The 25283-nt window shown below is 52.1% G+C and carries 27 protein-coding genes; 15 read left to right on the forward strand and 12 right to left on the reverse strand.

What is annotated here, in order from left to right; all coding sequences use genetic code 11:
- On the reverse strand, positions 1–625 hold a 625-nt coding region (locus QZF50_RS10720; protein WP_244586701.1), incomplete at its 3' end, for a DUF6531 domain-containing protein.
- Between the two features lie 159 nt (positions 626–784).
- Positions 785–997, reverse strand: coding sequence for a 50S ribosomal protein L31 (gene rpmE / locus QZF50_RS10725; RefSeq protein WP_000710769.1), 213 nt, complete (start codon positions 995–997; stop codon positions 785–787).
- Positions 998–1199: 202 nt separating this feature from the next.
- Between rpmE and priA the strand changes: the two genes are divergently transcribed.
- The 7 genes from priA to rraA all read left to right on the forward strand — a co-directional run bounded on the left by priA (position 1200) and on the right by rraA (position 9165).
- On the forward strand, positions 1200–3398 hold the full coding sequence (priA, locus tag QZF50_RS10730) for a primosomal protein N' (RefSeq protein ID WP_001440832.1): 2199 nt from the start codon (positions 1200–1202) through the stop codon (positions 3396–3398).
- A 155-nt stretch (positions 3399–3553) separates the two neighbouring features.
- Positions 3554–4579: a DNA-binding transcriptional regulator CytR gene (cytR, locus tag QZF50_RS10735; RefSeq protein ID WP_000644904.1), complete on the forward strand. Its 1026-nt coding sequence runs from the start codon at positions 3554–3556 to the stop codon at positions 4577–4579.
- A 91-nt stretch (positions 4580–4670) separates the two neighbouring features.
- The gene (gene ftsN, locus QZF50_RS10740; RefSeq protein WP_000068834.1) at positions 4671–5630 is read left to right on the forward strand and encodes a cell division protein FtsN; all 960 of its coding nucleotides are present in this window, start codon (positions 4671–4673) and stop codon (positions 5628–5630) included.
- Positions 5631–5722: 92 nt separating this feature from the next.
- Positions 5723–6253: an ATP-dependent protease subunit HslV gene (hslV, locus tag QZF50_RS10745; RefSeq protein ID WP_000208242.1), complete on the forward strand. Its 531-nt coding sequence runs from the start codon at positions 5723–5725 to the stop codon at positions 6251–6253.
- Between the two features lie 9 nt (positions 6254–6262).
- Positions 6263–7594, forward strand: a complete 1332-nt coding sequence (gene hslU, locus QZF50_RS10750) for an HslU--HslV peptidase ATPase subunit (protein ID WP_001293343.1) — start codon at positions 6263–6265, stop codon at positions 7592–7594.
- A gap of 66 nt (positions 7595–7660) precedes the next feature.
- Positions 7661–8587 carry a 1,4-dihydroxy-2-naphthoate polyprenyltransferase gene (menA, locus tag QZF50_RS10755; protein ID WP_001307494.1) on the forward strand — a complete coding sequence of 309 codons (927 nt, stop codon included), beginning with the start codon at positions 7661–7663 and terminating at the stop codon, positions 8585–8587.
- A 92-nt stretch (positions 8588–8679) separates the two neighbouring features.
- Complete coding sequence (rraA, locus tag QZF50_RS10760) at positions 8680–9165, forward strand: ribonuclease E activity regulator RraA (RefSeq protein WP_000872908.1); 486 nt, start codon at positions 8680–8682, stop codon at positions 9163–9165.
- 84 nt (positions 9166–9249) lie between these two features.
- Here rraA and zapB read toward each other — a convergent pair whose 3' ends face one another.
- Positions 9250–9495, reverse strand: a complete 246-nt coding sequence (gene zapB / locus QZF50_RS10765) for a septal ring assembly protein ZapB (protein WP_001296623.1) — start codon at positions 9493–9495, stop codon at positions 9250–9252.
- A gap of 425 nt (positions 9496–9920) precedes the next feature.
- Here zapB and glpF point away from each other — a divergent pair, with 425 nt between their 5' ends.
- From glpF to fpr, 4 genes are all read left to right on the forward strand, one after another.
- On the forward strand, positions 9921–10766 hold the full coding sequence (gene glpF / locus QZF50_RS10770) for a glycerol uptake facilitator protein GlpF (protein ID WP_000084268.1): 846 nt from the start codon (positions 9921–9923) through the stop codon (positions 10764–10766).
- Positions 10767–10788: 22 nt separating this feature from the next.
- Positions 10789–12297, forward strand: coding sequence for a glycerol kinase GlpK (gene glpK / locus QZF50_RS10775; protein ID WP_000136788.1), 1509 nt, complete (start codon positions 10789–10791; stop codon positions 12295–12297).
- A 135-nt stretch (positions 12298–12432) separates the two neighbouring features.
- Complete coding sequence (gene glpX, locus QZF50_RS10780; RefSeq protein WP_001250644.1) at positions 12433–13443, forward strand: class II fructose-bisphosphatase; 1011 nt, start codon at positions 12433–12435, stop codon at positions 13441–13443.
- Between the two features lie 96 nt (positions 13444–13539).
- Positions 13540–14286: a ferredoxin--NADP(+) reductase gene (fpr, locus tag QZF50_RS10785; protein WP_000796320.1), complete on the forward strand. Its 747-nt coding sequence runs from the start codon at positions 13540–13542 to the stop codon at positions 14284–14286.
- A gap of 4 nt (positions 14287–14290) precedes the next feature.
- Here fpr and uspD read toward each other — a convergent pair whose 3' ends face one another.
- From uspD to QZF50_RS10800, 3 genes are all read right to left on the reverse strand, one after another.
- Positions 14291–14719 (reverse strand): universal stress protein UspD, encoded by a 429-nt coding sequence (gene uspD / locus QZF50_RS10790; protein ID WP_000323556.1) that lies wholly within the window; start codon positions 14717–14719, stop codon positions 14291–14293.
- A 26-nt stretch (positions 14720–14745) separates the two neighbouring features.
- Positions 14746–15045 (reverse strand): DUF406 domain-containing protein, encoded by a 300-nt coding sequence (locus QZF50_RS10795; RefSeq protein ID WP_000655986.1) that lies wholly within the window; start codon positions 15043–15045, stop codon positions 14746–14748.
- A gap of 211 nt (positions 15046–15256) precedes the next feature.
- Positions 15257–15697 (reverse strand): DUF805 domain-containing protein, encoded by a 441-nt coding sequence (locus tag QZF50_RS10800; RefSeq protein WP_061892618.1) that lies wholly within the window; start codon positions 15695–15697, stop codon positions 15257–15259.
- 100 nt (positions 15698–15797) lie between these two features.
- On the opposite strand from QZF50_RS10800, the gene QZF50_RS10805 reads away from it, so the two are divergent.
- Positions 15798–16397, forward strand: coding sequence for a YiiQ family protein (locus QZF50_RS10805; protein WP_000802226.1), 600 nt, complete (start codon positions 15798–15800; stop codon positions 16395–16397).
- Between the two features lie 107 nt (positions 16398–16504).
- Complete coding sequence (tpiA, locus tag QZF50_RS10810; protein WP_001216325.1) at positions 16505–17272, forward strand: triose-phosphate isomerase; 768 nt, start codon at positions 16505–16507, stop codon at positions 17270–17272.
- Between the two features lie 54 nt (positions 17273–17326).
- On the opposite strand, the gene cdh is transcribed toward tpiA, so the two are convergent.
- From cdh to cpxP, 5 genes are all read right to left on the reverse strand, one after another.
- Positions 17327–18082 (reverse strand): CDP-diacylglycerol diphosphatase, encoded by a 756-nt coding sequence (gene cdh, locus QZF50_RS10815; protein ID WP_000708998.1) that lies wholly within the window; start codon positions 18080–18082, stop codon positions 17327–17329.
- Positions 18083–18188: 106 nt separating this feature from the next.
- On the reverse strand, positions 18189–19178 hold the full coding sequence (gene sbp, locus QZF50_RS10820) for a sulfate/thiosulfate ABC transporter substrate-binding protein Sbp (RefSeq protein WP_001045689.1): 990 nt from the start codon (positions 19176–19178) through the stop codon (positions 18189–18191).
- 318 nt (positions 19179–19496) lie between these two features.
- The gene (pfkA, locus tag QZF50_RS10825) at positions 19497–20459 is read right to left on the reverse strand and encodes a 6-phosphofructokinase (RefSeq protein WP_000591795.1); all 963 of its coding nucleotides are present in this window, start codon (positions 20457–20459) and stop codon (positions 19497–19499) included.
- Positions 20460–20639: 180 nt separating this feature from the next.
- Positions 20640–21542 (reverse strand): CDF family cation-efflux transporter FieF, encoded by a 903-nt coding sequence (gene fieF / locus QZF50_RS10830; protein WP_001076742.1) that lies wholly within the window; start codon positions 21540–21542, stop codon positions 20640–20642.
- A 148-nt stretch (positions 21543–21690) separates the two neighbouring features.
- Positions 21691–22191 carry a cell-envelope stress modulator CpxP gene (gene cpxP, locus QZF50_RS10835; RefSeq protein WP_001223800.1) on the reverse strand — a complete coding sequence of 167 codons (501 nt, stop codon included), beginning with the start codon at positions 22189–22191 and terminating at the stop codon, positions 21691–21693.
- Between the two features lie 149 nt (positions 22192–22340).
- Between cpxP and cpxR the strand changes: the two genes are divergently transcribed.
- Positions 22341–23039 (forward strand): envelope stress response regulator transcription factor CpxR, encoded by a 699-nt coding sequence (cpxR, locus tag QZF50_RS10840; RefSeq protein WP_001033722.1) that lies wholly within the window; start codon positions 22341–22343, stop codon positions 23037–23039.
- Positions 23036–24409, forward strand: coding sequence for an envelope stress sensor histidine kinase CpxA (cpxA, locus tag QZF50_RS10845; protein WP_000580417.1), 1374 nt, complete (start codon positions 23036–23038; stop codon positions 24407–24409). Before cpxR ends, cpxA begins: the two co-directional genes overlap by 4 nt.
- 105 nt (positions 24410–24514) lie before the next feature.
- Here cpxA and yiiM read toward each other — a convergent pair whose 3' ends face one another.
- Positions 24515–25189 (reverse strand): 6-hydroxyaminopurine reductase, encoded by a 675-nt coding sequence (gene yiiM / locus QZF50_RS10850; protein WP_001270270.1) that lies wholly within the window; start codon positions 25187–25189, stop codon positions 24515–24517.
- Between the last annotated feature and the right edge of the window lie 94 nt (positions 25190–25283).

Raw genomic sequence — 25283 nt, forward strand, 5'->3', positions numbered from 1 at the left:
GTACCCGGTACGGCGGCAGCGGCGCAGGCAGCACCTCATCCGCTTCCGGCACCCGCTCACACCAGCCGAGCAGCCACCACGGCCCCTGCGGACTGTTTGTCGCCAGATAACGATGCGGACTTAAGCGGAGTTCTTCCGGCAGCGCCTGCCAGAGTGCGGCCAGCCGGTGACCTTCATCCAGTCTCAGGACGCCGCCGCGCACCAGCCACAGTGACTCGCTGCGGCTGTAACCGTCCTCACCGGGAAACAGGTGCTCAAAATACAGGCTTCTGCCGCCGTTATCACTGAGTATCAGTGTGTTATCGCGCAGCTGTAAGCGGATATCCGCAGGCATTTTCCAGCCGGGGCCGAGGCTCCCCACCGGCGCGGGCGTTTTTGTCCGGTAACTGCTGTAGGTGCGGGAGAGGATGAACGGCAGCGGGCCGGGCAGGGCGATGTCGGTTTCACCGGGAAGGACCTTTGCACCGAGCAGGGGATTGACCGGATGGCCGGACGTCACTCCGCCGGGGCACACCGAACAGGCCACGCCGGTGGGGGCACCGATGCGCACCCCGGCTGAACCCTGGACAATGCTACCGCCATACTGCGTCATGTCGCCCTGACGCGCCGCCGGTTTTCCGCTCATCGTAAAATCCTTTTGAAATAAATAAGAACCAGAAGCCTAGCGCCAGTCAACAACAGGAAATGATAATGAGTTAACACCCCGGAATTTTTCAGAATTTATAAAAGGCAAATTACAGGCACAAAAAAAGCGCCGTGCGGCGCTTTTTTCGGAAATCCGGTCTTATTTGCTGCCCGGGATGTTGAAACGCTTGTTGAAGCGGTCAACACGGCCACCGGTAGCAACATCACGCTGTTTGCCAGTGAAGAACGGGTGGCACTTGCTGCACACGTCGAGGTTCAGGTCATGACCAACGGTGGAGCGGATTTTCATTACGTTACCGCAAGAGCAGCTAGCAGTAATTTCTTCGTATTTCGGGTGAATATCTTTTTTCATGGGAAAACCTCGGTTTAAGGCCGCGTCGCTCTTCCAGCCCTAACGCCAGACACCACGCGATGTTAAAAGTATAGCTTCAATACGATCATTTCGTACGAAGGCGCGAAATCATACAGAAATTAACCAGCGTATGCAAACTGATCCGCACTCTTCTACGGCAATGTGTATACTAACCCACCGAATTTCAAGTCAGGATGATGCTATGCCCGTTGCCCACGTTGCCTTGCCCGTTCCGCTTCCTCGTACCTTTGACTATCTGCTGCCAGAAGGCATGACGGTTAAAGCTGGGTGTCGCGTGCGCGTGCCGTTTGGCAAACAGCAGGAGCGCATCGGGATTGTGGTATCAGTTAGCGATGCCAGCGAACTGCCGCTCAATGAGCTAAAAGCGGTAGTCGAAGTGCTGGATAGTGAGCCGGTGTTTACTCACTCCGTCTGGCGATTGCTGCTATGGGCGGCAGATTACTATCATCATCCGATTGGCGATGTGCTGTTTCATGCCTTGCCGATTTTACTACGCCAGGGGCGGCCTGCGGCGAACGCGCCGATGTGGTACTGGTTTGCCACTGAACAAGGTCAGGCGGTGGATCTGAACAGCCTGAAACGCTCACCCAAGCAACAACAGGCGCTGGCAGCGTTACGGCAAGGCAAAATCTGGCGCGACCAGGTTGCCACGCTCGAATTTAATGATGCCGCGTTGCAGGCGCTGCGCAAAAAAGGTCTGTGTGATTTAGCAAGTGAAACACCAGAGTTTAGCGACTGGCGAACGAACTATGCCGTTTCTGGTGAGCGGTTGCGATTGAATACCGAACAGGCCACCGCCGTTGGCGCAATTCATAGCGCGGCAGATACTTTTTCTGCCTGGCTGCTGGCGGGCGTTACCGGTTCCGGTAAAACGGAGGTTTATCTCAGTGTACTGGAAAACGTGCTCGCTCAGGGCAAACAGGCGCTGGTGATGGTGCCGGAAATCGGCCTGACACCGCAAACTATCGCCCGTTTTCGTGAACGGTTTAATGCCCCCGTGGAAGTTCTGCATTCCGGCCTGAACGATAGCGAGCGGCTTTCGGCGTGGTTGAAAGCGAAAAATGGCGAGGCGGCGATTGTGATCGGCACCCGCTCCGCGCTGTTTACGCCGTTTAAAAATCTCGGCGTGATTGTCATTGATGAAGAGCACGACAGCTCCTACAAGCAGCAGGAAGGCTGGCGCTATCATGCCCGCGACCTGGCGGTGTATCGTGCGCATAGCGAGCAAATCCCGATTATTCTTGGCTCCGCAACGCCCGCGCTGGAAACGTTGTGCAACGTCCAGCAGAAAAAATACCGCCTGCTGCGCCTGACGCGCCGGGCGGGGAATGCGCGTCCGGCAATTCAACACGTGCTGGATTTAAAAGGTCAGAAGGTGCAGGCAGGTCTGGCTCCGGCGTTAATCACCCGTATGCGCCAGCATTTACAGGCCAATAATCAGGTTATCCTCTTTCTTAATCGTCGGGGTTTTGCGCCTGCGCTGCTGTGCCACGACTGCGGCTGGATAGCCGAATGCCCACGTTGCGATCACTACTACACGCTGCATCAGGCGCAACAGCATTTGCGCTGTCACCACTGTGACAGTCAGCGTCCAGTACCGCGCCAGTGTCCGTCCTGCGGCTCTACCCATCTGGTGCCGGTGGGTCTGGGCACCGAACAGCTTGAGCAAACGCTCGCGCCGCTGTTCCCTGGTGTGCCCATTTCTCGTATCGACCGCGATACCACCAGCCGCAAAGGAGCGCTGGAACAACAACTGGCGGAAGTGCATCGCGGCGGCGCGAGGATTTTGATCGGCACACAAATGCTGGCGAAAGGTCACCACTTTCCGGATGTGACGCTGGTGGCGTTACTGGATGTGGACGGCGCGCTGTTTTCTGCCGATTTTCGCTCGGCAGAGCGTTTCGCTCAGCTTTACACCCAGGTCGCTGGTCGTGCCGGGCGTGCGGGTAAACAAGGCGAAGTGGTGCTGCAAACGCACCATCCGGAACATCCTCTGTTGCAAACGTTGCTCTATAAAGGCTACGACGCCTTTGCCGAACAGGCGCTGGCTGAGCGACGGATGATGCAACTGCCGCCATGGACCAGCCATGTGATTGTGCGTGCGGAAGATCATAACAATCAGCATGCGCCGCTGTTCCTGCAACAACTGCGTAATCTGATCCTCTCCAGCCCGCTGGCAGACGACAAACTGTGGGTTCTCGGTCCGGTTCCGGCACTGGCACCTAAACGTGGCGGTCGCTGGCGCTGGCAGATATTGTTGCAGCACCCTTCCCGCGTGCGCTTGCAACACATCATTAGTGGTACGCTGGCGCTCATCAATACAATACCGGATTCCCGCAAGGTGAAATGGGTACTGGATGTTGATCCGATTGAGGGTTAAACCGCTTACGATGCGAGGCGGATCGAAAAATTCAATATTCATCACACTTTTCATGAAAATTCTGTAACCGTTTTCACGCGCTATCTGCTAAAAATGTTGCCGATGTGAAGTAAACATGGATGTAGTACGCCTGACGTGCCAGGCGAGGAGTGAGTGTGAAAGCGAAGAAGCAGGAAACTGCCGCGACCATGAAAGACGTTGCCCTCAAGGCAAAAGTCTCTACAGCGACTGTCTCCCGAGCATTAATGAATCCCGATAAAGTCTCCCAGGCCACCCGTAATCGGGTTGAAAAAGCGGCCCGGGAAGTGGGTTATTTACCGCAGCCTATGGGGCGCAACGTCAAGCGTAATGAATCCCGCACCATTCTGGTGATTGTCCCGGATATCTGCGATCCCTTCTTTAGCGAAATTATTCGCGGTATCGAAGTTACGGCGGCAAATCACGGATATCTGGTGCTGATTGGCGACTGTGCGCATCAAAATCAGCAGGAAAAAACCTTTATCGATTTGATCATCACCAAGCAAATTGATGGCATGTTGCTGCTGGGTTCAAGGCTGCCGTTTGATGCCAGCATTGAGGAACAGCGTAATCTGCCGCCGATGGTGATGGCGAACGAATTCGCACCGGAACTGGAGCTACCTACAGTTCATATCGACAATCTGACCGCCGCATTTGATGCAGTAAATTATCTATATGAGCAAGGGCATAAACGGATTGGCTGTATAGCCGGTCCCGAAGAGATGCCGCTGTGTCACTACCGCCTGCAAGGTTACGTTCAGGCGCTGCGTCGCTGCGGCATTATGGTTGATCCGCAATACATCGCCCGTGGCGACTTCACCTTCGAAGCCGGAAGCAAAGCGATGCAGCAGCTGCTTGATCTTCCACAACCGCCTACTGCTGTCTTCTGCCATAGCGATGTGATGGCGCTCGGCGCACTTTCTCAGGCAAAACGCCAGGGGCTGAAAGTCCCGGAAGACCTTTCCATAATCGGTTTTGATAACATCGACCTGACGCAATTTTGTGATCCGCCGCTGACAACCATCGCGCAGCCGCGTTACGAAATCGGTCGGGAAGCTATGCTGTTATTGCTTGATCAAATGCAGGGGCAACACGTTGGCAGTGGCTCTCGTTTAATGGACTGCGAACTTATCATCCGGGGATCAACACGCGCGTTACCTTAAAGTAAACCTTTAAGACTGCCGTGACTGGTCAAAGGCCCGCCGCTTAAGTAACATGGCGGGCTGACGAACGAATAAATACAGCGAAACGATAGTGGCACAACGAGATTATGTACGCCGCAGCCAACCGGCACCTTCGCGGCGAAAAAAGAGCACCTCACGGAAAAAGCAACGAAATCTGCCTGCGGTTTCTCCCGCTATGGTCGCTATTGCTGCCGCCGTTCTTGTGACCTTTATCGGTGGTCTGTACTTCATTACGCATCACAAGAAAGAAGAGTCCGAGACGCTGCAAAGCCAGAAAGTGACCGGTAACGGACTACCACCAAAACCAGAAGAACGCTGGCGCTACATTAAAGAGCTGGAAAGTCGCCAGCCGGGTGTGCGTGCGCCCACAGAACCTTCTGCCGGTGGTGAAGTGAAAACGCCGGAGCAACTGACACCAGAACAACGTCAGCTTCTTGAACAAATGCAGGCTGATATGCGCCAGCAGCCAACGCAGCTGGTTGAAGTTCCGTGGAATGAACAGACGCCGGAACAGCGTCAGCAAACGCTACAACGCCAGCGTCAGGCGCAGCAATTAGCGGAGCAGCAACGCCTGGCTCAGCAGTCGCGTACGACTGAACAAAGCTGGCAGCAGCAGACGCGTACGTCGCAAGCCGCGCCGGTACAGGCGCAACCGCGCCAGTCTAAACCGGCTTCTACTCAGCAGCCGTACCAGGATCTGCTGCAAACCCCTGCGCACACGACCGCGCAGTCGAAGCCGCAGCAAGCTGCGCCGGTTGCTCGTGCCGCTGACGCGCCAAAACCGACGGCGGAGAAAAAAGACGAACGCCGCTGGATGGTGCAGTGCGGTTCGTTCAGAGGCGCGGAACAGGCAGAGACGGTACGTGCTCAGCTGGCGTTCGAAGGATTTGACTCGAAAATCACCACCAACAATGGCTGGAATCGTGTGGTCATTGGCCCGGTGAAAGGCAAAGAGAACGCAGACAGCACCCTCAATCGGTTGAAGATGGCGGGTCATACAAACTGCATTCGGCTCGCCGCCGGGGGTTGAAACCCTCAAAATCCCCCCCATCTATAATTGCATTATGCCCCGTACTTTTGTACGGGGTTTGTACTCTGTATTCGTAACCAAGGGGTCAGCTCGTGACAACTATAGTAAGCGTACGCCGTAACGGCCATGTGGTCATCGCTGGTGATGGTCAGGCCACGTTGGGCAATACCGTAATGAAAGGCAACGTGAAAAAGGTCCGCCGTCTGTACAACGACAAAGTCATCGCGGGCTTTGCGGGCGGTACTGCGGATGCTTTTACGCTGTTCGAACTGTTTGAACGTAAACTGGAAATGCATCAGGGCCATCTGGTCAAAGCCGCCGTTGAGCTGGCGAAAGACTGGCGTACCGATCGCATGCTGCGCAAACTTGAAGCACTGCTGGCAGTCGCGGATGAAACTGCATCGCTTATCATCACCGGTAACGGTGACGTGGTGCAGCCAGAAAACGATCTTATTGCTATCGGCTCCGGCGGCCCTTACGCCCAGGCTGCGGCGCGTGCACTGTTAGAAAATACTGAACTGAGTGCTCGTGAAATTGCTGAAAAGGCGTTGGATATTGCAGGCGACATTTGCATCTATACCAACCATTTCCACACCATCGAAGAATTAAGCTACAAAGCGTAAGGATCTCCCATGTCTGAAATGACCCCACGCGAAATCGTCAGCGAACTGGATAAGCACATCATCGGCCAGGACAACGCCAAGCGTTCTGTGGCGATTGCTCTGCGTAACCGCTGGCGTCGCATGCAGCTCAACGAAGAGCTGCGCCATGAAGTGACCCCGAAAAATATCCTGATGATCGGCCCGACCGGTGTCGGTAAAACTGAAATCGCCCGTCGTCTGGCTAAGCTGGCGAATGCGCCGTTCATCAAAGTTGAAGCGACCAAATTCACCGAAGTAGGCTACGTCGGTAAGGAAGTGGATTCTATTATTCGCGATCTGACCGATGCCGCCGTGAAAATGGTACGCGTCCAGGCTATCGAGAAAAACCGTTATCGCGCTGAAGAACTGGCAGAAGAACGTATTCTCGACGTGCTGATCCCACCTGCTAAAAACAACTGGGGACAGACCGAACAGCAGCAGGAACCGTCCGCTGCTCGTCAGGCATTCCGCAAAAAACTGCGTGAAGGCCAGCTTGATGACAAAGAAATCGAGATCGATCTTGCCGCAGCACCGATGGGCGTTGAAATTATGGCTCCTCCAGGCATGGAAGAGATGACCAGCCAGCTGCAGTCCATGTTCCAGAACCTGGGCGGCCAGAAGCAAAAAGCGCGTAAGCTGAAAATCAAAGACGCCATGAAGCTGCTGATTGAAGAAGAAGCGGCGAAACTGGTGAACCCGGAAGAGCTGAAGCAAGACGCTATCGACGCTGTTGAGCAGCACGGGATCGTGTTTATCGACGAAATCGACAAAATCTGTAAGCGCGGCGAGTCTTCCGGTCCGGATGTTTCTCGTGAAGGCGTTCAGCGTGACCTGCTGCCGCTGGTAGAAGGTTGCACCGTTTCCACCAAACACGGGATGGTCAAAACTGACCACATTCTGTTTATCGCTTCTGGCGCGTTCCAGATTGCGAAACCGTCTGACCTGATCCCGGAACTGCAAGGTCGTCTGCCAATCCGCGTTGAACTGCAGGCGCTGACCACCAGCGACTTCGAGCGTATTCTGACCGAGCCGAATGCCTCTATCACCGTGCAGTACAAAGCACTGATGGCGACTGAAGGCGTAAATATCGAGTTTACCGACTCCGGTATTAAGCGCATCGCGGAAGCGGCATGGCAGGTGAACGAATCTACCGAAAACATCGGTGCTCGTCGTTTACACACTGTTCTGGAGCGTTTAATGGAAGAGATTTCCTACGACGCCAGCGATTTAAGCGGTCAAACTATCATCATTGACGCAGATTATGTGAGCAAACATCTGGATGCGTTGGTGGCAGATGAAGATCTGAGCCGTTTTATCCTATAATCGCGTTCAATCATTTTCATCATTGTTTGATGGGGCTGAAAGGCCCCATTTTTATTGGCGCGTATTATGACTGAACAACAAATTAGCCGAACTCAGGCGTGGCTGGAAAGTTTACGACCTAAAACCCTCCCCCTCGCCTTTGCTGCAATTATCGTCGGGACAGCGCTGGCATGGTGGCAAGGTCACTTCGATCCGCTGGTCGCCCTGCTGGCACTGATTACCGCCGGGCTATTACAGATCCTTTCTAACCTCGCCAATGATTACGGCGATGCGGTAAAAGGCAGCGATAAACCTGACCGCATTGGGCCGCTACGCGGCATGCAAAAAGGGGTCATTACCCAGCAAGAGATGAAACGGGCGCTCATTATTACCGTCGTGCTCATCTGTCTCTCCGGGCTGGCACTGGTTGCAGTGGCATGCCATACGCTGGCCGATTTTGTCGGTTTCCTGATTCTTGGCGGGTTGTCGATCATTGCCGCTATCACCTACACCGTGGGCAATCGTCCTTATGGTTATATCGGTCTGGGTGATATTTCCGTACTGGTTTTCTTTGGCTGGTTGAGTGTCATGGGGAGCTGGTATTTACAGGCTCATACATTGATTCCGGCACTGATCCTTCCGGCGACCGCATGCGGCCTGCTGGCAACGGCAGTACTGAATATTAATAACCTGCGTGATATCAATAGCGACCGCGAAAATGGCAAAAACACGCTGGTGGTGCGCTTAGGTGAAGTGAACGCGCGTCGTTATCATGCCTGCCTGCTGATGGGCTCACTGGTGTGTCTGGCGCTGTTTAATCTCTTTTCGCTGCATAGCCTGTGGGGCTGGCTGTTCCTGCTGGCGGCACCATTACTGGTGAAGCAAGCCCGTTATGTGATGCGGGAAATGGACCCGGTGGCGATGCGACCAATGCTGGAACGTACTGTCAAGGGAGCGTTACTGACTAACCTGCTGTTTATTTTAGGGATATTCCTAAGCCAGTGGGCAGCATAACTGACAAATATCAATTAACAATTGATGATTTTGCCAACAGCCCACATAGCGCGATATACTGAAAATTCTCGCAGCAACTGAATGTTAAGCCTATGAAATACGATACTTCCGAGCTTTGTGACATCTATCAAGAAGATGTTAACGTCGTGGAACCGCTGTTCTCCAACTTTGGCGGACGGGCGTCGTTTGGCGGACAAATAATCACGGTAAAATGTTTCGAGGACAACGGGTTGCTGTACGATCTGCTCGAACAGAATGGCCGTGGTCGTGTTCTTGTCGTCGATGGCGGTGGTTCTGTTCGTCGCGCACTGGTCGATGCTGAACTGGCGCGTCTGGCAGTACAAAATGAATGGGAAGGTCTGGTCATTTACGGCGCGGTGCGTCAGGTAGATGACCTGGAAGAGTTGGATATCGGCATCCAGGCGATGGCGGCAATTCCGGTTGGTGCCGCTGGCGAAGGCATTGGCGAAAGCGATGTCCGCGTCAATTTTGGCGGTGTCACCTTCTTCTCCGGCGACCATCTTTATGCCGACAATACCGGGATTATTCTTTCAGAAGATCCGCTGGATATTGAATGATAGAAAAGGCACCGCAAGGTGCCTTTTTTCTGCGTTACCTGTTGGCCTACACAGTAAAGAAATTACGCGAAAGATGAAGCGTAATCAGACCTCTTCCATGCGACCCAGCAGGGCCTGCAGACGTTCCTGCCAGCCGTTCTGCTGTTCTTTCAGATGGTTGTTCTCACGCTCCAGCTCTTCGCGCTGATGCTGGGCATTTTGAACTTCCTGCGACAGTGAGTTGTTTTTTTCTTTCAGCTCTTCGATTTCCATCTGCAACAGAGTGATGGTATCAATCGCCTGCTGTACTTTTGCTTCCAGTTTCTCAAACACTTCTAATGACATTGTCATACCTCTCCTGAATTGCAAGGCGTTGATGGATAAAAAATCCTCGTCCCGATTACCGGTGACGCCTTAATAAATACGAGCGCACTTTAGTTAGCTCCGATTGTATGAAGCCGCGCCATCGCTGTCCAGCGGCACGCCTTGCAGATTACGGTTTGCCACACTTTTCATCCTTCTCCTGGTGACATAATCCACATCAATCGAAAATGTTAATAAATTTGTTGCGCGAATGATCTAACAAACATGCATCATGTACAATCAGATGGAATAAATGGCGCGATAACGCTCATTTTATGACGAAGCACACACATTTTAAGTTCGATATTTCTCGTTTTTGCTCGTTAACGATAAGTTTACAGCATGCCTACAAGCATCGTGGAGGTCCGTGACTTTCACGCATACAACAAACATTAACTCTTCAGGATCCGATTATGAGTCAAACATCAACCTTGAAAGGCCAGTGCATTGCTGAATTCCTCGGTACCGGGTTGTTGATTTTCTTCGGTGTGGGTTGCGTTGCAGCACTAAAAGTCGCTGGTGCGTCTTTTGGTCAGTGGGAAATCAGTGTCATTTGGGGACTGGGGGTGGCAATGGCCATCTACCTGACCGCAGGGGTTTCCGGCGCGCATCTTAATCCCGCTGTTACCATTGCATTGTGGCTGTTTGCCTGTTTCGACAAGCGCAAAGTTATTCCTTTTATCGTTTCACAAGTTGCCGGCGCTTTCTGTGCTGCGGCTTTAGTTTACGGGCTTTACTACAATTTATTTTTCGACTTCGAGCAGACTCATCACATTGTTCGCGGCAGCGTTGAAAGTGTTGATCTGGCTGGCACTTTCTCTACTTACCCTAATCCTCATATCAATTTTGTGCAGGCTTTCGCAGTTGAGATGGTGATTACCGCTATTCTGATGGGGCTGATCCTGGCGTTAACGGACGATGGCAACGGTGTACCACGCGGCCCTTTGGCTCCCTTGCTGATTGGTCTACTGATTGCGGTCATTGGCGCATCTATGGGCCCATTGACAGGTTTTGCCATGAACCCAGCGCGTGACTTCGGTCCGAAAGTCTTTGCCTGGCTGGCGGGCTGGGGCAATGTCGCCTTTACCGGCGGCAGAGACATTCCTTACTTCCTGGTGCCGCTTTTCGGCCCTATCGTTGGCGCGATTGTAGGTGCATTTGCCTACCGCAAACTGATTGGTCGCCATTTGCCTTGCGATATCTGTGTTGTGGAAGAAAAGGAAACCACAACTCCTTCAGAACAAAAAGCTTCGCTGTAATATGACTACGGGACAATTAAACATGACTGAAAAAAAATATATCGTTGCGCTCGACCAGGGCACCACCAGCTCCCGCGCGGTCGTAATGGATCACGATGCCAATATCATTAGCGTGTCGCAGCGCGAATTTGAGCAAATCTACCCAAAACCAGGTTGGGTAGAACACGACCCAATGGAAATCTGGGCCACCCAAAGCTCCACGCTGGTAGAAGTGCTGGCGAAAGCCGATATCAGTTCCGATCAAATTGCAGCTATCGGTATTACGAACCAGCGTGAAACCACTATTGTCTGGGAAAAAGAAACCGGCAAGCCTATCTATAACGCCATTGTCTGGCAGTGCCGTCGTACCGCAGAAATCTGCGAGCATTTAAAACGTGACGGTTTAGAAGATTATATCCGCAGCAATACCGGTCTGGTGATTGACCCGTACTTTTCTGGCACCAAAGTGAAGTGGATCCTCGACCATGTGGAAGGCTCTCGCGAGCGTGCACGTCGTGGTGAATTGCTGTTTGGTACGGTTGATACGTGGCTTATCTGGAAAATGACTCAGGGCCGTGTCCATGTGACCGATTACACCAACGCCTCTCGTACCATGTTGTTCAACATCCATACCCTGGACTGGGACGACAAAATGCTGGAAGTGCTGGATATTCCGCGCGAGATGCTGCCAGAAGTGCGTCGTTCTTCCGAAGTATACGGTCAGACTAACATTGGCGGCAAAGGCGGCACGCGTATTCCAATCTCCGGGATCGCCGGTGACCAGCAGGCCGCGCTGTTTGGTCAGTTGTGCGTGAAAGAAGGGATGGCGAAGAACACCTATGGCACTGGCTGCTTTATGCTGATGAACACTGGCGAGAAAGCGGTGAAATCAGAAAACGGCCTGCTGACCACCATCGCCTGCGGCCCGACTGGCGAAGTGAACTATGCGTTGGAAGGTGCGGTGTTTATGGCAGGCGCATCCATTCAGTGGCTGCGCGATGAGATGAAGTTGATTAACGACGCCTACGATTCCGAATATTTCGCCACCAAAGTGCAAAACACCAATGGTGTGTATGTGGTTCCGGCATTTACCGGGCTGGGTGCGCCGTACTGGGACCCGTATGCGCGCGGGGCGATTTTCGGTCTGACTCGTGGGGTGAACGCTAACCACATTATACGCGCGACGCTGGAGTCTATTGCTTATCAGACGCGTGACGTGCTGGAAGCGATGCAGGCCGACTCTGGTATCCGTCTGCACGCCCTGCGCGTGGATGGTGGCGCAGTAGCAAACAATTTCCTGATGCAGTTCCAGTCCGATATTCTCGGCACCCGCGTTGAGCGCCCGGAAGTTCGCGAAGTGACTGCATTGGGTGCGGCCTATCTTGCTGGTCTGGCGGTCGGTTTCTGGCAGAACCTCGACGAGCTGCAAGAGAAAGCGGTGATTGAACGCGAGTTCCGTCCAGGCATCGAAACCACTGAGCGTAATTACCGTTACGCAGGCTGGAAAAAAGCGGTCAAACGCGCGATGGCGTGGGAAGAACACGACGAGTAATGTAAATGCCGGATGAAGCGTTTATGCCGCATCCGGTAGTCCTGAAACCGTGCGGGGGCAACCCCGCACACATCAATAATCCCACCCTTCCCCTGTGCTACACTTCGCGCCATTCCTTACTGCTTAGAGTTTGCTATGAGACGAGAACTTGCCATCGAATTTTCCCGCGTCACCGAATCTGCGGCGCTGGCTGGCTACAAATGGTTAGGACGCGGCGATAAAAACACCGCGGACGGCGCGGCGGTAAACGCCATGCGTATTATGCTCAACCAGGTCAACATTGACGGCACCATCGTCATTGGTGAAGGTGAAATCGACGAAGCACCGATGCTCTACATTGGTGAAAAAGTCGGTACTGGTCGCGGCGACGCGGTAGATATTGCTGTTGATCCGATTGAAGGCACGCGCATGACGGCGATGGGCCAGGCTAACGCGCTGGCGGTGCTGGCAGTAGGCGATAAAGGCTGCTTCCTCAATGCGCCGGATATGTATATGGAGAAGCTGATTGTCGGGCCGGGAGCCAAAGGCACCATTGATCTGAACCTGCCGCTGGCGGATAACCTGCGCAATGTAGCGGCGGCGCTCGGCAAACCGTTGAGCGAACTGACGGTAACGATTCTGGCTAAACCACGCCACGATGCCGTTATCGCTGAAATGCAGCAACTCGGCGTACGCGTATTTGCTATTCCGGATGGCGACGTTGCGGCCTCAATTCTCACCTGTATGCCAGACAGCGAAGTTGACGTGCTGTACGGTATTGGTGGCGCGCCGGAAGGCGTAGTTTCTGCGGCGGTGATCCGCGCATTAGATGGCGACATGAACGGTCGTCTGCTGGCGCGTCATGACGTCAAAGGCGACAACGAAGAGAATCGTCGCATTGGCGAGCAGGAGCTGGCACGCTGCAAAGCGATGGGCATCGAAGCCGGTAAAGTATTGCGCCTGGGCGATATGGCGCGCAGCGATAACGTCATCTTCTCTGCCACCGGTATTACCAAAGGCGATCTGCTGGAAGGCATTAGCCGCAAAGGCAATATCGCGACTACCGAAACGCTGCTGATCCGCGGCAAGTCACGCACCATTCGCCGCATTCAGTCCATCCACTATCTGGATCGCAAAGACCCGGAAATGCAGGTGCACATCCTCTGATTGATTTGATCGATTGAGCCTTCCAGTCCTTCGGGACTGGAATTTTTTTGTTCGGAGAACGAAGATAAGGCAAGTTAATCAAAACAGGAGAAAAACATGGCTGATTGGGTAACAGGCAAAGTCACTAAAGTGCAGAACTGGACCGACGCCCTGTTTAGTCTCACCGTTCACGCCCCCGTGCTTCCGTTTACCGCCGGGCAATTCACCAAGCTTGGCCTTGAAATCGACGGCGAACGCGTCCAGCGCGCCTACTCCTATGTTAACTCGCCCGATAATCCCGATCTGGAGTTTTACCTGGTCACCGTCCCCGATGGCAAATTAAGCCCACGATTGGCGGCACTGAAACCAGGCGATGAAGTGCAGGTGGTTAGCGAAGCAGCTGGCTTCTTTGTTCTGGATGAAGTACCGGACTGCGAAACGCTATGGATGCTGGCAACCGGTACAGCGATTGGCCCTTATTTATCGATTCTGCAACTAGGCAAAGATTTAGATCGCTTCAAAAATCTGGTCCTGGTTCACGCCGCACGTTATGCCGCCGACTTAAGCTATTTGCCACTGATGCAAGAACTGGAAAAACGCTACGAAGGGAAACTGCGCATTCAGACGGTGGTCAGTCGGGAAACGGCAGCGGGGTCGCTCACCGGGCGGATACCGGCGTTAATTGAAAGTGGGGAACTGGAAAGCGCGATTGGCCTGCCGATGAATAAAGAAACCAGCCATGTGATGCTGTGCGGCAATCCACAGATGGTGCGCGATACACAACAGTTGCTGAAAGAGACCCGGCAGATGACGAAACATTTACGTCGCCGACCGGGCCATATGACAGCGGAGCATTACTGGTAAGCGGTTACTTATCGATAAACGGCACGATGAGCAAATCCGCACTCATCTTATTGATCATCCCGCGATATGCCGGCATCAAACGGTTGATAAATGAGTGATGATGACCACAGACAAGGAGGTCGCACTGCTCTTTTTGCATAATTTCCAGCAGTGTTTCCGGCATTTCTCCGCGTTCAATACGCAGTTTTGTCTTCGGCCATTGAATATTTTTCGTCAGTTTATACAGCTTGTTATCCGACTTATTCTTCAACAATTGAAGAATATCTTCTGTTGCAGGGAAGTAGATACCCGGATACAACTCGCTTAAGCCATCATCAATATGAATTAACGTCAGGTGAGCGTCATTATGTCTGGCGAGCTCCAGAGCTTTATTCACCAGTAAGGCATCTTCTTCATTCCCGGAAATTGCCACGCCAATGTGTTTATAAGCCATGTTTAACTCCTTCTAAAGCAACTCCATCAAGCTAACGAACGCAGTGATAACTCAAAAATAATCATCTCGGCCTGGCATGAGAAAGTGAAGGCCGCATCAAGCTCAACTTGCCCCTCCAGATCCTTAATCTTGTAGGCCACGCTGGCCCCTTCATCTGCAGAGGATGCAGCGGCGGCAAGCTCTTTCAGTTTGGTCATAAAAGACTCTGCTTCTTCGCGGGTGGCAAAAAAGCGCGAAAACTTACTGGTACAGTTGTCGTTATCAATCACCGTACCGATATCAATCGCACATCCTTTAGTACTGCATTTATCTACGACATCTTTCATAGGGCACCTCTGTATATTCGCCTCTCTGTCGATTACGACTTAAGAATAATGCGCCGTTAAGGGAAGAACAAACAAGTAATGATCTTATGGATTACCATTTTTTTTGATATTGCTTAAGGTGAAGAGTTCAGAAGGATTTTCCGGGCATTGTCATTTGCATCGTGGAAATAACAATCCCGGAAAAAAATAGCAGTAAGAGATATATTAAAGGTTAATTACTTGATTTATTGTCGGCTTTATACTTCACATCCTGGGTATCTTTACCATATTTATTTTCGCCTTGTGTGCCAATGAACGCTCCAAGATCGATAAGCATCATCACCAGAATCAACGTCGGGACAAAACGCCCCACCGCCCATTGCCAGACACCCGGTAAAATCGCCCAGTTACCCGCCAGCAGCATCCACGCCACAATCATCAGAAATGCCCATGCGCCGGAACGCCCGCGATCATGCAAGCGCTTAACGGTTACTGCCGCTGTTGGCCAAAGCAAGCACACAAGGCAAAACGCCGCGGTCTGAATATCGAGTAAATTTTTACCCGCCAGTGAGAAAAGCACCAGCATGCCTGCGAACCACAGGCCTATCCAAATCCAGAAATCACGGCGTCCAATACGCCCTTTAAATGAGAGTAACCATTGCTGTATGGTCATGTAAGTTCCTTGATGGTTGTCTTTTCCAGGATTCTACCCTTTTGACAAGGGCGACAGATATCGTTTTAATCGGAGCCAGTCATAACAAAAGGTACTGTCAATGAAGCCAGGGTGTACGCTGTTTTTTCTCTTATGTTCTGCATTAACCGTTACAACAACGGCGCATGCACAAACACCAGATACGGCAACGACCGCGCCTTATCTGCTGGCTGGAGCCCCTACTTTCGATCTCTCCATCAGCCAGTTTCGAGAAGACTTTAACAGCCAGAATCCCAGCCTGCCACTGAACGAATTTCGTGCCATCGACAGCAGTCCCGACAAAGCCAATCTCACTCGTGCTGCAAGTAAAATTAACGAGAACTTGTATGCTTCTACAGCGCTGGAGCGCGGTACCTTAAAAATCAAAAGCATTCAAATGACCTGGCTACCCATCCAGGGGCCAGAGCAAAAAGCAGCGAAAGCGAAAGCTCAGGAATACATGGCAGCAGTGATCCGCACACTCACCCCATTAATGACCAAAACACAAAGCCAGAAAAAACTGCAGTCGCTGCTAACGGCGGGGAAAAACAAACGTTATTACACCGAGACAGAAGGTGCACTGCGTTATGTTGTCGCGGACAACGGCGAAAAGGGGCTGACCTTCGCTGTTGAACCGATTAAGCTGGCGCTATCTGAATCGCTTGAAGGTTTGAATAAATGACAAAAAGCAAAGCCTTTGTGCCGATGAATCTCTATACTGTTTCACAGACCTGCTGCCCTGCGGGGCGGCCATCTTCCTTTATTCGCTTATAAGCGTGGAGAATTAAAATGCGACATCCTTTAGTGATGGGTAACTGGAAACTGAACGGCAGCCGCCACATGGTTCACGAGCTGGTTTCTAACCTGCGTAAAGAGCTGGCAGGTGTTGCTGGCTGTGCGGTTGCAATCGCACCACCGGAAATGTACATCGATATGGCGAAGCGCGAAGCTGAAGGCAGCCACATCATGCTGGGTGCGCAAAACGTGGACCTGAACCTGTCCGGCGCATTCACCGGTGAAACTTCTGCCGCTATGCTGAAAGACATCGGCGCTCAGTACATCATCATCGGCCACTCTGAACGTCGTACTTACCACAAAGAGTCTGACGAACTGATCGCGAAAAAATTCGCGGTGCTGAAAGAGCAGGGCCTGACTCCGGTTCTGTGCATCGGTGAAACCGAAGCTGAAAACGAAGCGGGCAAAACTGAAGAAGTTTGCGCACGTCAGATCGACGCGGTACTGAAAACTCAGGGTGCTGCGGCATTCGAAGGTGCGGTTATCGCTTACGAACCTGTATGGGCAATCGGTACTGGCAAATCTGCAACTCCGGCTCAGGCACAGGCTGTTCACAAATTCATCCGTGACCACATCGCTAAAGTTGACGCTAACATCGCTGAACAAGTGATCATTCAGTACGGCGGCTCTGTAAACGCGTCTAACGCTGCAGAACTGTTTGCTCAGCCAGATATCGACGGCGCGCTGGTTGGCGGTGCTTCTCTGAAAGCTGACGCTTTCGCAGTAATCGTTAAAGCTGCAGAAGCGGCTAAACAGGCTTAAGTCTGACAGGTGCCGGATTTCATATCCGGCACTTACTTTCCTTAACTCTTCGCCTTAACGCAAAATCTCACACTGATGATCCTGAATTTCCTCGGCTGAAGCACGGTTAAGCGTCAGTAGATTTCGTTGTGTCGCCAGCAATACAAATGAGTTATCACTCTGCCGTACCATCGCCAGCCCGTAGCTTCCCATATGTTCCCGCGCCTCAGGTACTTCTTCTGCCAGCATCATAAATGGGCTGCGTTGTACCAGTTCGCTTTCCGTTACCCGACGCGCCAGGTATTCATGCCCGCGCAAACCACCTGGCAGTGGCAACCAGCGGCTGCTGATGTTCGCCAGATTGTTATCCAGTTGTTCGCGCACATCAGGACGAATACAAGAGATATGAATATGAAAATGGTTTTGCGTACGCCCGGTGCGGGAGTTGATCGCCAAAGAAACCGCGCGATCGGGAACCGGCTGGCCGTATTTTTTGCTCATAAAATCACGCGCCTGCCAGGCCAACCAAAAGAAGTTCGGCGTTGAAGGATCGGTCAACAAAGGACTTTCAGTACCGTTAATACGATACGTTGGCATCAACAGATATTGCAGTGGACCATTAAGATCTTTTAAAACCACGTATCCGGCATTGGGTTTGACTTCCGCACATGGCGAAGGATTTTGATTTTGCTGCTGATTGGGCAAACATTCCTCAAGGACAATCTTACGTAATGTATCCGACTCTTCACCGGTTAATTTCCAGTAACCAATACCGGCAGCCACAACGGCGATAACTATCATCACCAAAAAAAGAAGACCCGCTTTTTTCATCTTTTTTTCCCTGTACCTCAAAGAGATGCAAGGGTAACGCAAAATCGTGACAAATAAAAAACCCGGTCACGAGAAACCACCGGGTTTGATAATTATCCTGGGGAAATCAGCGTTTGCTGATCTGATCGAACGTACCGCCGTTAGCAAAATGCTCTTTTTGCGCTTTCGTCCAGCCGCCGAACTCTTCATCAATGGTGAATAACTTCAGCTTTGGAAACGCATTTTCGTACTTTTTCGCCACCTCAGCGTCGCGCGGACGGTAGTAGTTTTTCGCGGCAATTTCCTGACCTTCTGGCGAGTAGAGATATTTCAGGTAGGCTTCCGCCACCTCTTTGGTGCCTTTTTTCTCGACCACTTTATCGACCACCGACACGGTTGGCTCTGCGAGGATAGACTCACTCGGCGTGACGATTTCGAATTTATCTTTCCCCAGTTCATTCGCTGCCAGCAGAGCTTCGTTTTCCCAGGCGATCAGTACATCGCCAATCCCGCGCTCGACAAAGGTGTTAGTGGAGCCGCGCGCGCCAGAATCCAGAACTTCGACGTTTTTATACAGTGCCCGAACAAAATCCTGTGCTTTTGCCTGATCGTTGTTGTTGTGATGCAGCGCGTAGCCCCAGGCAGCCAGGTAGTTCCAGCGTGCGCCACCAGAGCTTTTCGGATTAGGCGTGATCACCGAAACACCCGGTTTAATCAGATCGTTCCAGTCATGGATCTGCTTCGGATTGCCCTTACGCACCAGGAAAACAATGGTGGAAGTGTACGGTGCGGAGTTATCCGGCAGACGTTTGATCCACTCTTTATCAATCCGCCCGCGTTCCGCAATCGCGTCCACGTCATAGGCCAGAGCCAGCGTGACAACATCAGCTTCAATACCGTTGATTACCGACGTCGCTTGTTTACCTGAACCACCGTGTGACTGACGAATCACCACGTTATCACCAGTTTGCTGTTTCCAGTGGGCGCTGAATGCCTTGTTGTACTGTTCGTACAATTCGCGCGTTGGATCATATGAAACGTTAAGAAGCTGAATATCCTTTGCCATAACGCTGGTTGCCGCCAGCAAAAATGTTAACCCTACGCCCCACTTGTTCATCGCCCGACTCTCTTATGTTGTGTTGTGATGAGCAAAGCGTGCCAGAAGGTTAACCAAACATTAAAGAATAAAAAAAGATTGGCTATAACTTGCGGGTATATGTTGGGGGTTAAAAAGGCGGAAGAAATCCGCCTCATATTGCTGACAAAGTGCGCTTTATCGATGCCGGATGCGGCGCGAACGCCTTATCCGGCCTACAAAAATTTGTAAATTCAATAAATTGCAGAATTCACGTAGGCCTGATAAGCGAAGCGCATCAGGCATTTTTGCTTCTGTCATCGGTTTCAGGCTAAAGGAATCTGCCTTTTTCCGAAATCATTAATACAGTTTTTTCGCGCAGTCCAGCCAGTCGCCTTTGAACGGACGCTTCATGTTTTCGATAGCGTCGATGATGTCGTGGTGAACCAGCTGTTCGTTCTGGATACCTACGCAACGACCGCCGTAACCTGCCAGCAGCAGATCGATAGCGTAAGCGCCCATACGGGAAGCCAGAATACGGTCGTAAGGCACCGGAGAACCACCGCGCTGGATGTGGCCCAGCACAGTTGCGCGGGTTTCACGACCGGTTTCTTTCTCGATGAAATGCGCCAGTTCGTCAACATCACACATATGTTCGGTAATCGCCACGATCGCGTGTTTTTTACCTTTCGCGATACCCGCTTTGATTTCGTTTACCAGATCTTCACGGCTGAATTCAACTTCCGGAACCACAACGAATTCACAGCCACCGGCAATGGCCGCAGCCAACGTCAGATCGCCACAATAACGGCCCATCACTTCCACCACGGAAATACGCTGGTGAGAAGAAGAGGTGTCACGCAGACGGTCGATCGCTTCTACAACGGTGCTCAGCGCAGTGAAGAAACCGATAGTGTAGTCAGTGCCTTTGATGTCGTTGTCGATAGTGCCAGGCAGACCGATGCACGGGAAGCCCATTTCGGTCAGACGCATTGCACCCATGTAGGAACCGTCACCGCCGATAACCACCAGCGCGTCGATACCACGTTTTTTCAGGTTTTCGATAGCCACGGCGCGGATGTTCTCGTCGCGGAATTCCGGGAAACGCGCAGAACCGAGGAACGTACCACCACGGTTGATCATGTCAGAAACGCTGTAACGGTCTAGCTGTACCATACGGTCTTCATACAGACCCAGATAGCCGTCATAAATGCCCATTACTTCCAGACCTTCTGTCAGCGCAGAACGAACAACCCCGCGAATTGCGGCGTTCATGCCTGGCGCATCACCGCCGCTTGTCAACACACCGATTTTCTTAATCATGACTACCTCTGAACTTTGGAATGCAAAATAAAATCTGTTGCCGGAAGTCTTCTTGCACATCGAAGTGATCCAACGAATGTGCAAATAGTATAACAATCACTTCCTGCTGAATTGATTCAGGTCAGGCCAAATGGCGGTATTTTATACACAAAATGCGGGTCTGGCTCTCTTTTATACTGATTATGAAAGCATAGACCGTTTACCCTCCCTGGGTACGACGGAACAGGGGTCCTGATGGATAATTACATCCGATCCCGGAAAACGCCGTAAAATAGCCTGCTCTACCTGATCCGCCACCATATGTGCCTGAACCAAAGGCAGAGAGTCTTCCATTTCCAAATGAATCTGAATAAAGCGGGTCGGCCCTGACTGCCGCGTGCGAAGATCGTGAGCGCCGCTAACACCCGGCCAGGAAGTCACGATATCAATAATTTCTTGCCGTTCCTCATCAGGCAATGCGCGATCCAGTAATGACTGTACCGCCTCATATCCCATGCGTAACGCGCTATATAAAATATAGATGCCGATTCCCAATGCAAACAGAGCATCGGCGCGATGCCAGCCGTACCAGGACAACCCCAGCGCCAGCAGAATTGCGCCGTTCATCATAACATCAGACTGGTAATGTAGCATATCAGCCCGCACCGCCTGGCTTTGCGTCCGGCGCACCACCCAACGCTGAAACGAGACAAGGATAATCGTACAAATTAGCGCCACAATTGTCACGATAACCCCGACGCCTGGATCTGTCATCGGTGTTGGAGATATCAGATGTTGAATACCCGTCAAAAACAGGAATAGTGCCGAACCGGAGATAAACATACTTTGCGCCAGCGCCGCGAGGGACTCTGCTTTACCGTGACCAAACGAGTGATTATCGTCGGCAGGTTGCAGGGAATATCGCACCACCAGTAAATTCGTCAACGACGCGCCGATATCCACCAGCGAATCCACCAGCGCGGCGAGAATACTCACCGACCCGGTATACCACCATGCAAAAATTTTAATCAGCAATAGCAACGAAGCCATCGCCGTCGCAGCAATCGCCGCCCGACTGACCAGCCGTCCATAAGATTGATTCATAAATACTCCCGCTATCAACTGACGCTAGTATAACGGAAGCAAATCATCTGCAATGCATTAAGCAGCAGGCAAATTGAGGATAAAAAAAACCCCCACATCATGTGGGGGAAGACAGGGATGGTGTCTATGGCAAGGAAAACAGGGTTTACTACTGGGAACGTGAGTTGCTACTACTCAATAGCTTCAACGATGAACTTTTTTGCCATTGCGTCACGTCACGCAACTGCTCCATTCGTTGTTGATGTTTCTCGTTTAAAACCGCTTGCTGCTCCGGCGTTAACAGGCGATACATTTGGTTGCGGACTTTTGCCATCTCAACCTGACGAGCAATTTGCTCATTCGCCATTTTTTCTGCCTGTGCGCGCACAGCGTTTTCATCAAAATTTTCTGCGGTGACAAGGCGATGCATTGTCTCCAGTTCGCTAACATTAACAGGAGGCTGTTCGTGCCGGGCCTGTTGCATAAGATCTCGCATCTGCTGACGCTGATGTTCGGTTAAACTTATGCCGTCGAACATATGGCTCTGCGTACTGCGCTGCGTAAGTTCTTCACCCGGATGCCAGTTATCGCCTGAACCGACTTCAGCAGCGTGGCTTAATGAACTGACTGCCAGCGTTGAGGCCATGACGGCAGCGGTAACTATGCGCATCATTTGCTCCCAAAATCTTTCTGTCGCGATTCAACGATAGAGAGTTTACGATTCAGGCTGCAAACATGCGTCAGGGGGTGTAAAACAACGTAAAGTCATGGATTAGCGACGTCTGATGACGTAATTTCTGCCTCGGAGGTATTTAAACAATGAATAAAATCCTGTTAGTTGATGATGACCGAGAGCTGACTTCCCTATTAAAGGAGCTGCTCGAGATGGAAGGCTTCAACGTGATTGTTGCCCACGATGGGGAACAGGCGCTTGATCTTCTGGACGACAGCATTGATTTACTTTTGCTTGACGTAATGATGCCGAAGAAAAATGGTATCGACACATTAAAAGCACTTCGCCAGACACACCAGACGCCTGTCATTATGTTGACGGCGCGCGGCAGTGAACTTGATCGCGTTCTCGGCCTTGAGCTGGGCGCAGATGACTATCTCCCGAAACCATTTAATGATCGTGAGCTGGTGGCACGTATTCGCGCGATCCTGCGCCGTTCGCACTGGAGCGAGCAACAGCAAAACAACGACAACGGTTCACCGACACTGGAAGTTGATGCCTTAGTGCTGAATCCAGGCCGTCAGGAAGCCAGCTTCGACGGGCAAACGCTGGAGTTAACCGGCACTGAGTTTACCCTGCTCTATTTGCTGGCACAGCATCTGGGTCAGGTGGTTTCCCGTGAACATTTAAGCCAGGAAGTGCTGGGCAAACGCCTGACGCCTTTCGACCGCGCTATCGATATGCACATTTCCAACCTGCGTCGTAAACTGCCGGATCGTAAAGATGGTCACCCGTGGTTTAAAACCTTGCGTGGTCGCGGCTATCTGATGGTTTCTGCTTCATGATAGGCAGCTTAACCGCGCGCATCTTCGCCATCTTCTGGCTGACGCTGGCGCTGGTGTTGATGTTGGTTTTGATGTTACCCAAGCTCGATTCACGCCAGATGACCGAGCTTCTGGATAGCGAACAGCGTCAGGGGCTGATGATTGAGCAGCATGTTGAAGCGGAACTGGCGAATGATCCGCCCAACGATTTAATGTGGTGGCGACGTCTGTTCCGGGCGATTGATAAGTGGGCACCGCCAGGACAGCGTTTGTTATTGGTGACCACCGAAGGCCGCGTGATCGGCGCTGAACGCAGCGAAATGCAGATCATTCGTAACTTTATTGGTCAGGCCGATAACGCCGATCATCCGCAGAAGAAAAAGTATGGCCGCGTGGAACTGGTCGGTCCGTTCTCCGTGCGTGATGGCGAAGATAATTACCAACTTTATCTGATTCGTCCGGCCAGCAGTTCTCAATCCGATTTCATTAACTTACTGTTTGACCGCCCGCTATTACTGCTGATTGTCACCATGTTGGTCAGTACGCCGCTGCTGTTGTGGTTGGCCTGGAGTCTGGCAAAACCGGCGCGTAAGCTGAAAAACGCTGCCGATGAAGTTGCCCAGGGAAACTTACGCCAGCACCCGGAACTTGAAGCGGGGCCACAGGAATTCCTTGCCGCTGGTGCCAGTTTTAACCAGATGGTCACCGCGCTGGAGCGCATGATGACCTCTCAGCAGCGTCTGCTTTCTGATATCTCTCACGAGCTGCGCACCCCGCTGACGCGTCTGCAACTGGGTACGGCGTTACTGCGCCGTCGTAGTGGTGAAAGCAAGGAACTGGAGCGTATTGAAACCGAAGCGCAACGTCTGGACAGCATGATCAACGATCTGTTGGTGATGTCCCGTAATCAGCAAAAAAACGCGCTGGTTAGCGAAACCATCAAAGCCAACCAGTTGTGGAGTGAAGTGCTGGATAACGCGGCGTTCGAAGCCGAGCAGATGGGCAAGTCGTTGACGGTTAACTTCCCGCCTGGGCCGTGGCCGCTGTACGGCAATCCGAACGCCCTGGAAAGTGCGCTGGAAAACATTGTTCGTAATGCTCTGCGTTATTCCCATACGAAGATTGAAGTGGGCTTTGCGGTAGATAAAGACGGTATCACCATTACGGTGGACGACGATGGTCCTGGCGTTAGCCCGGAAGATCGCGAACAGATTTTCCGTCCGTTCTATCGGACCGATGAAGCACGCGATCGTGAATCTGGCGGTACAGGATTGGGGCTGGCGATTGTTGAAACCGCCATTCAGCAGCATCGTGGCTGGGTGAAGGCAGAAGACAGCCCGCTGGGCGGTTTACGGCTGGTGATTTGGTTGCCGCTGTATAAGCGGAGTTAAACTCCGCATTTGTAGGCAGGATAAGGCGTTTACGCCGCATCCGGCATTTGAGCAGGATGCCTGATGCGACGCTGATAGCGTCTTATCAGGCCTACACTCCGGGGGTTATTTTCCCCACAACCGGCGGGAAAAATCTTCGATCTTGCCGCTCAGTCGGCGCTTTTGCATCGTCCGCGTCCAGCTTTTCGATAACCCGGCGGCGGAGAGTAAACGGTGATACTGATCGTCATCAAACGGCATATGCCATGCGATGGCGGCAGCCTCCTGCACGGTCACATCGCTGACACGGGAAACCAACTCCAGCGGCGCGTCCGCAGACACTTTCCCTGGCGCTATCACGCTATACAACCACCCCACCTTACCTGTGTTTTGCATCAACTGCGCTATATCGCTGATATCAAAATGGTAATTGAGTTTATAGCAAGGCGAGCGCGGCTGGCTGACCTGAATTAATGCCTCTCCCCAGCGGAAAATATCGCCCATATGAACATTACTTTCCGTGAGACCGTCGGTTGAGAGATTTTCGCCAAACGCAGGCGCAACAAACAACTCCGCCTGTTCCGGAAATTCCCGCACCCAGTAGAGATAGTGCTCACGAGGATAATGACACAGCGCTCTGTCTGGCCCGCCGTGAACCTTTTTCTCCGCCTGCTCGTCACCTTCCAGCCCCAGCTCCGTCAGCATCAACTCACCATCAACCTGGATTTTGGCAATTGCGCTGGGTTTGCCTTCGGGATAAGCCTGAATCTTGCCTGTGTATACATCAACCGGATATCGCATCTGTTCCCTCTCCACGAGAAATTTCCCCATTAGACCATATTTATTTTATGTCAGGCGTGCTGTTTTCGCGGTAAGTATCCAGGCAGGAACTCAA

Source organism: uncultured Escherichia sp. (genome assembly GCF_948475835.1).
Taxonomy (GTDB): domain Bacteria; phylum Pseudomonadota; class Gammaproteobacteria; order Enterobacterales; family Enterobacteriaceae; genus ECMA0423.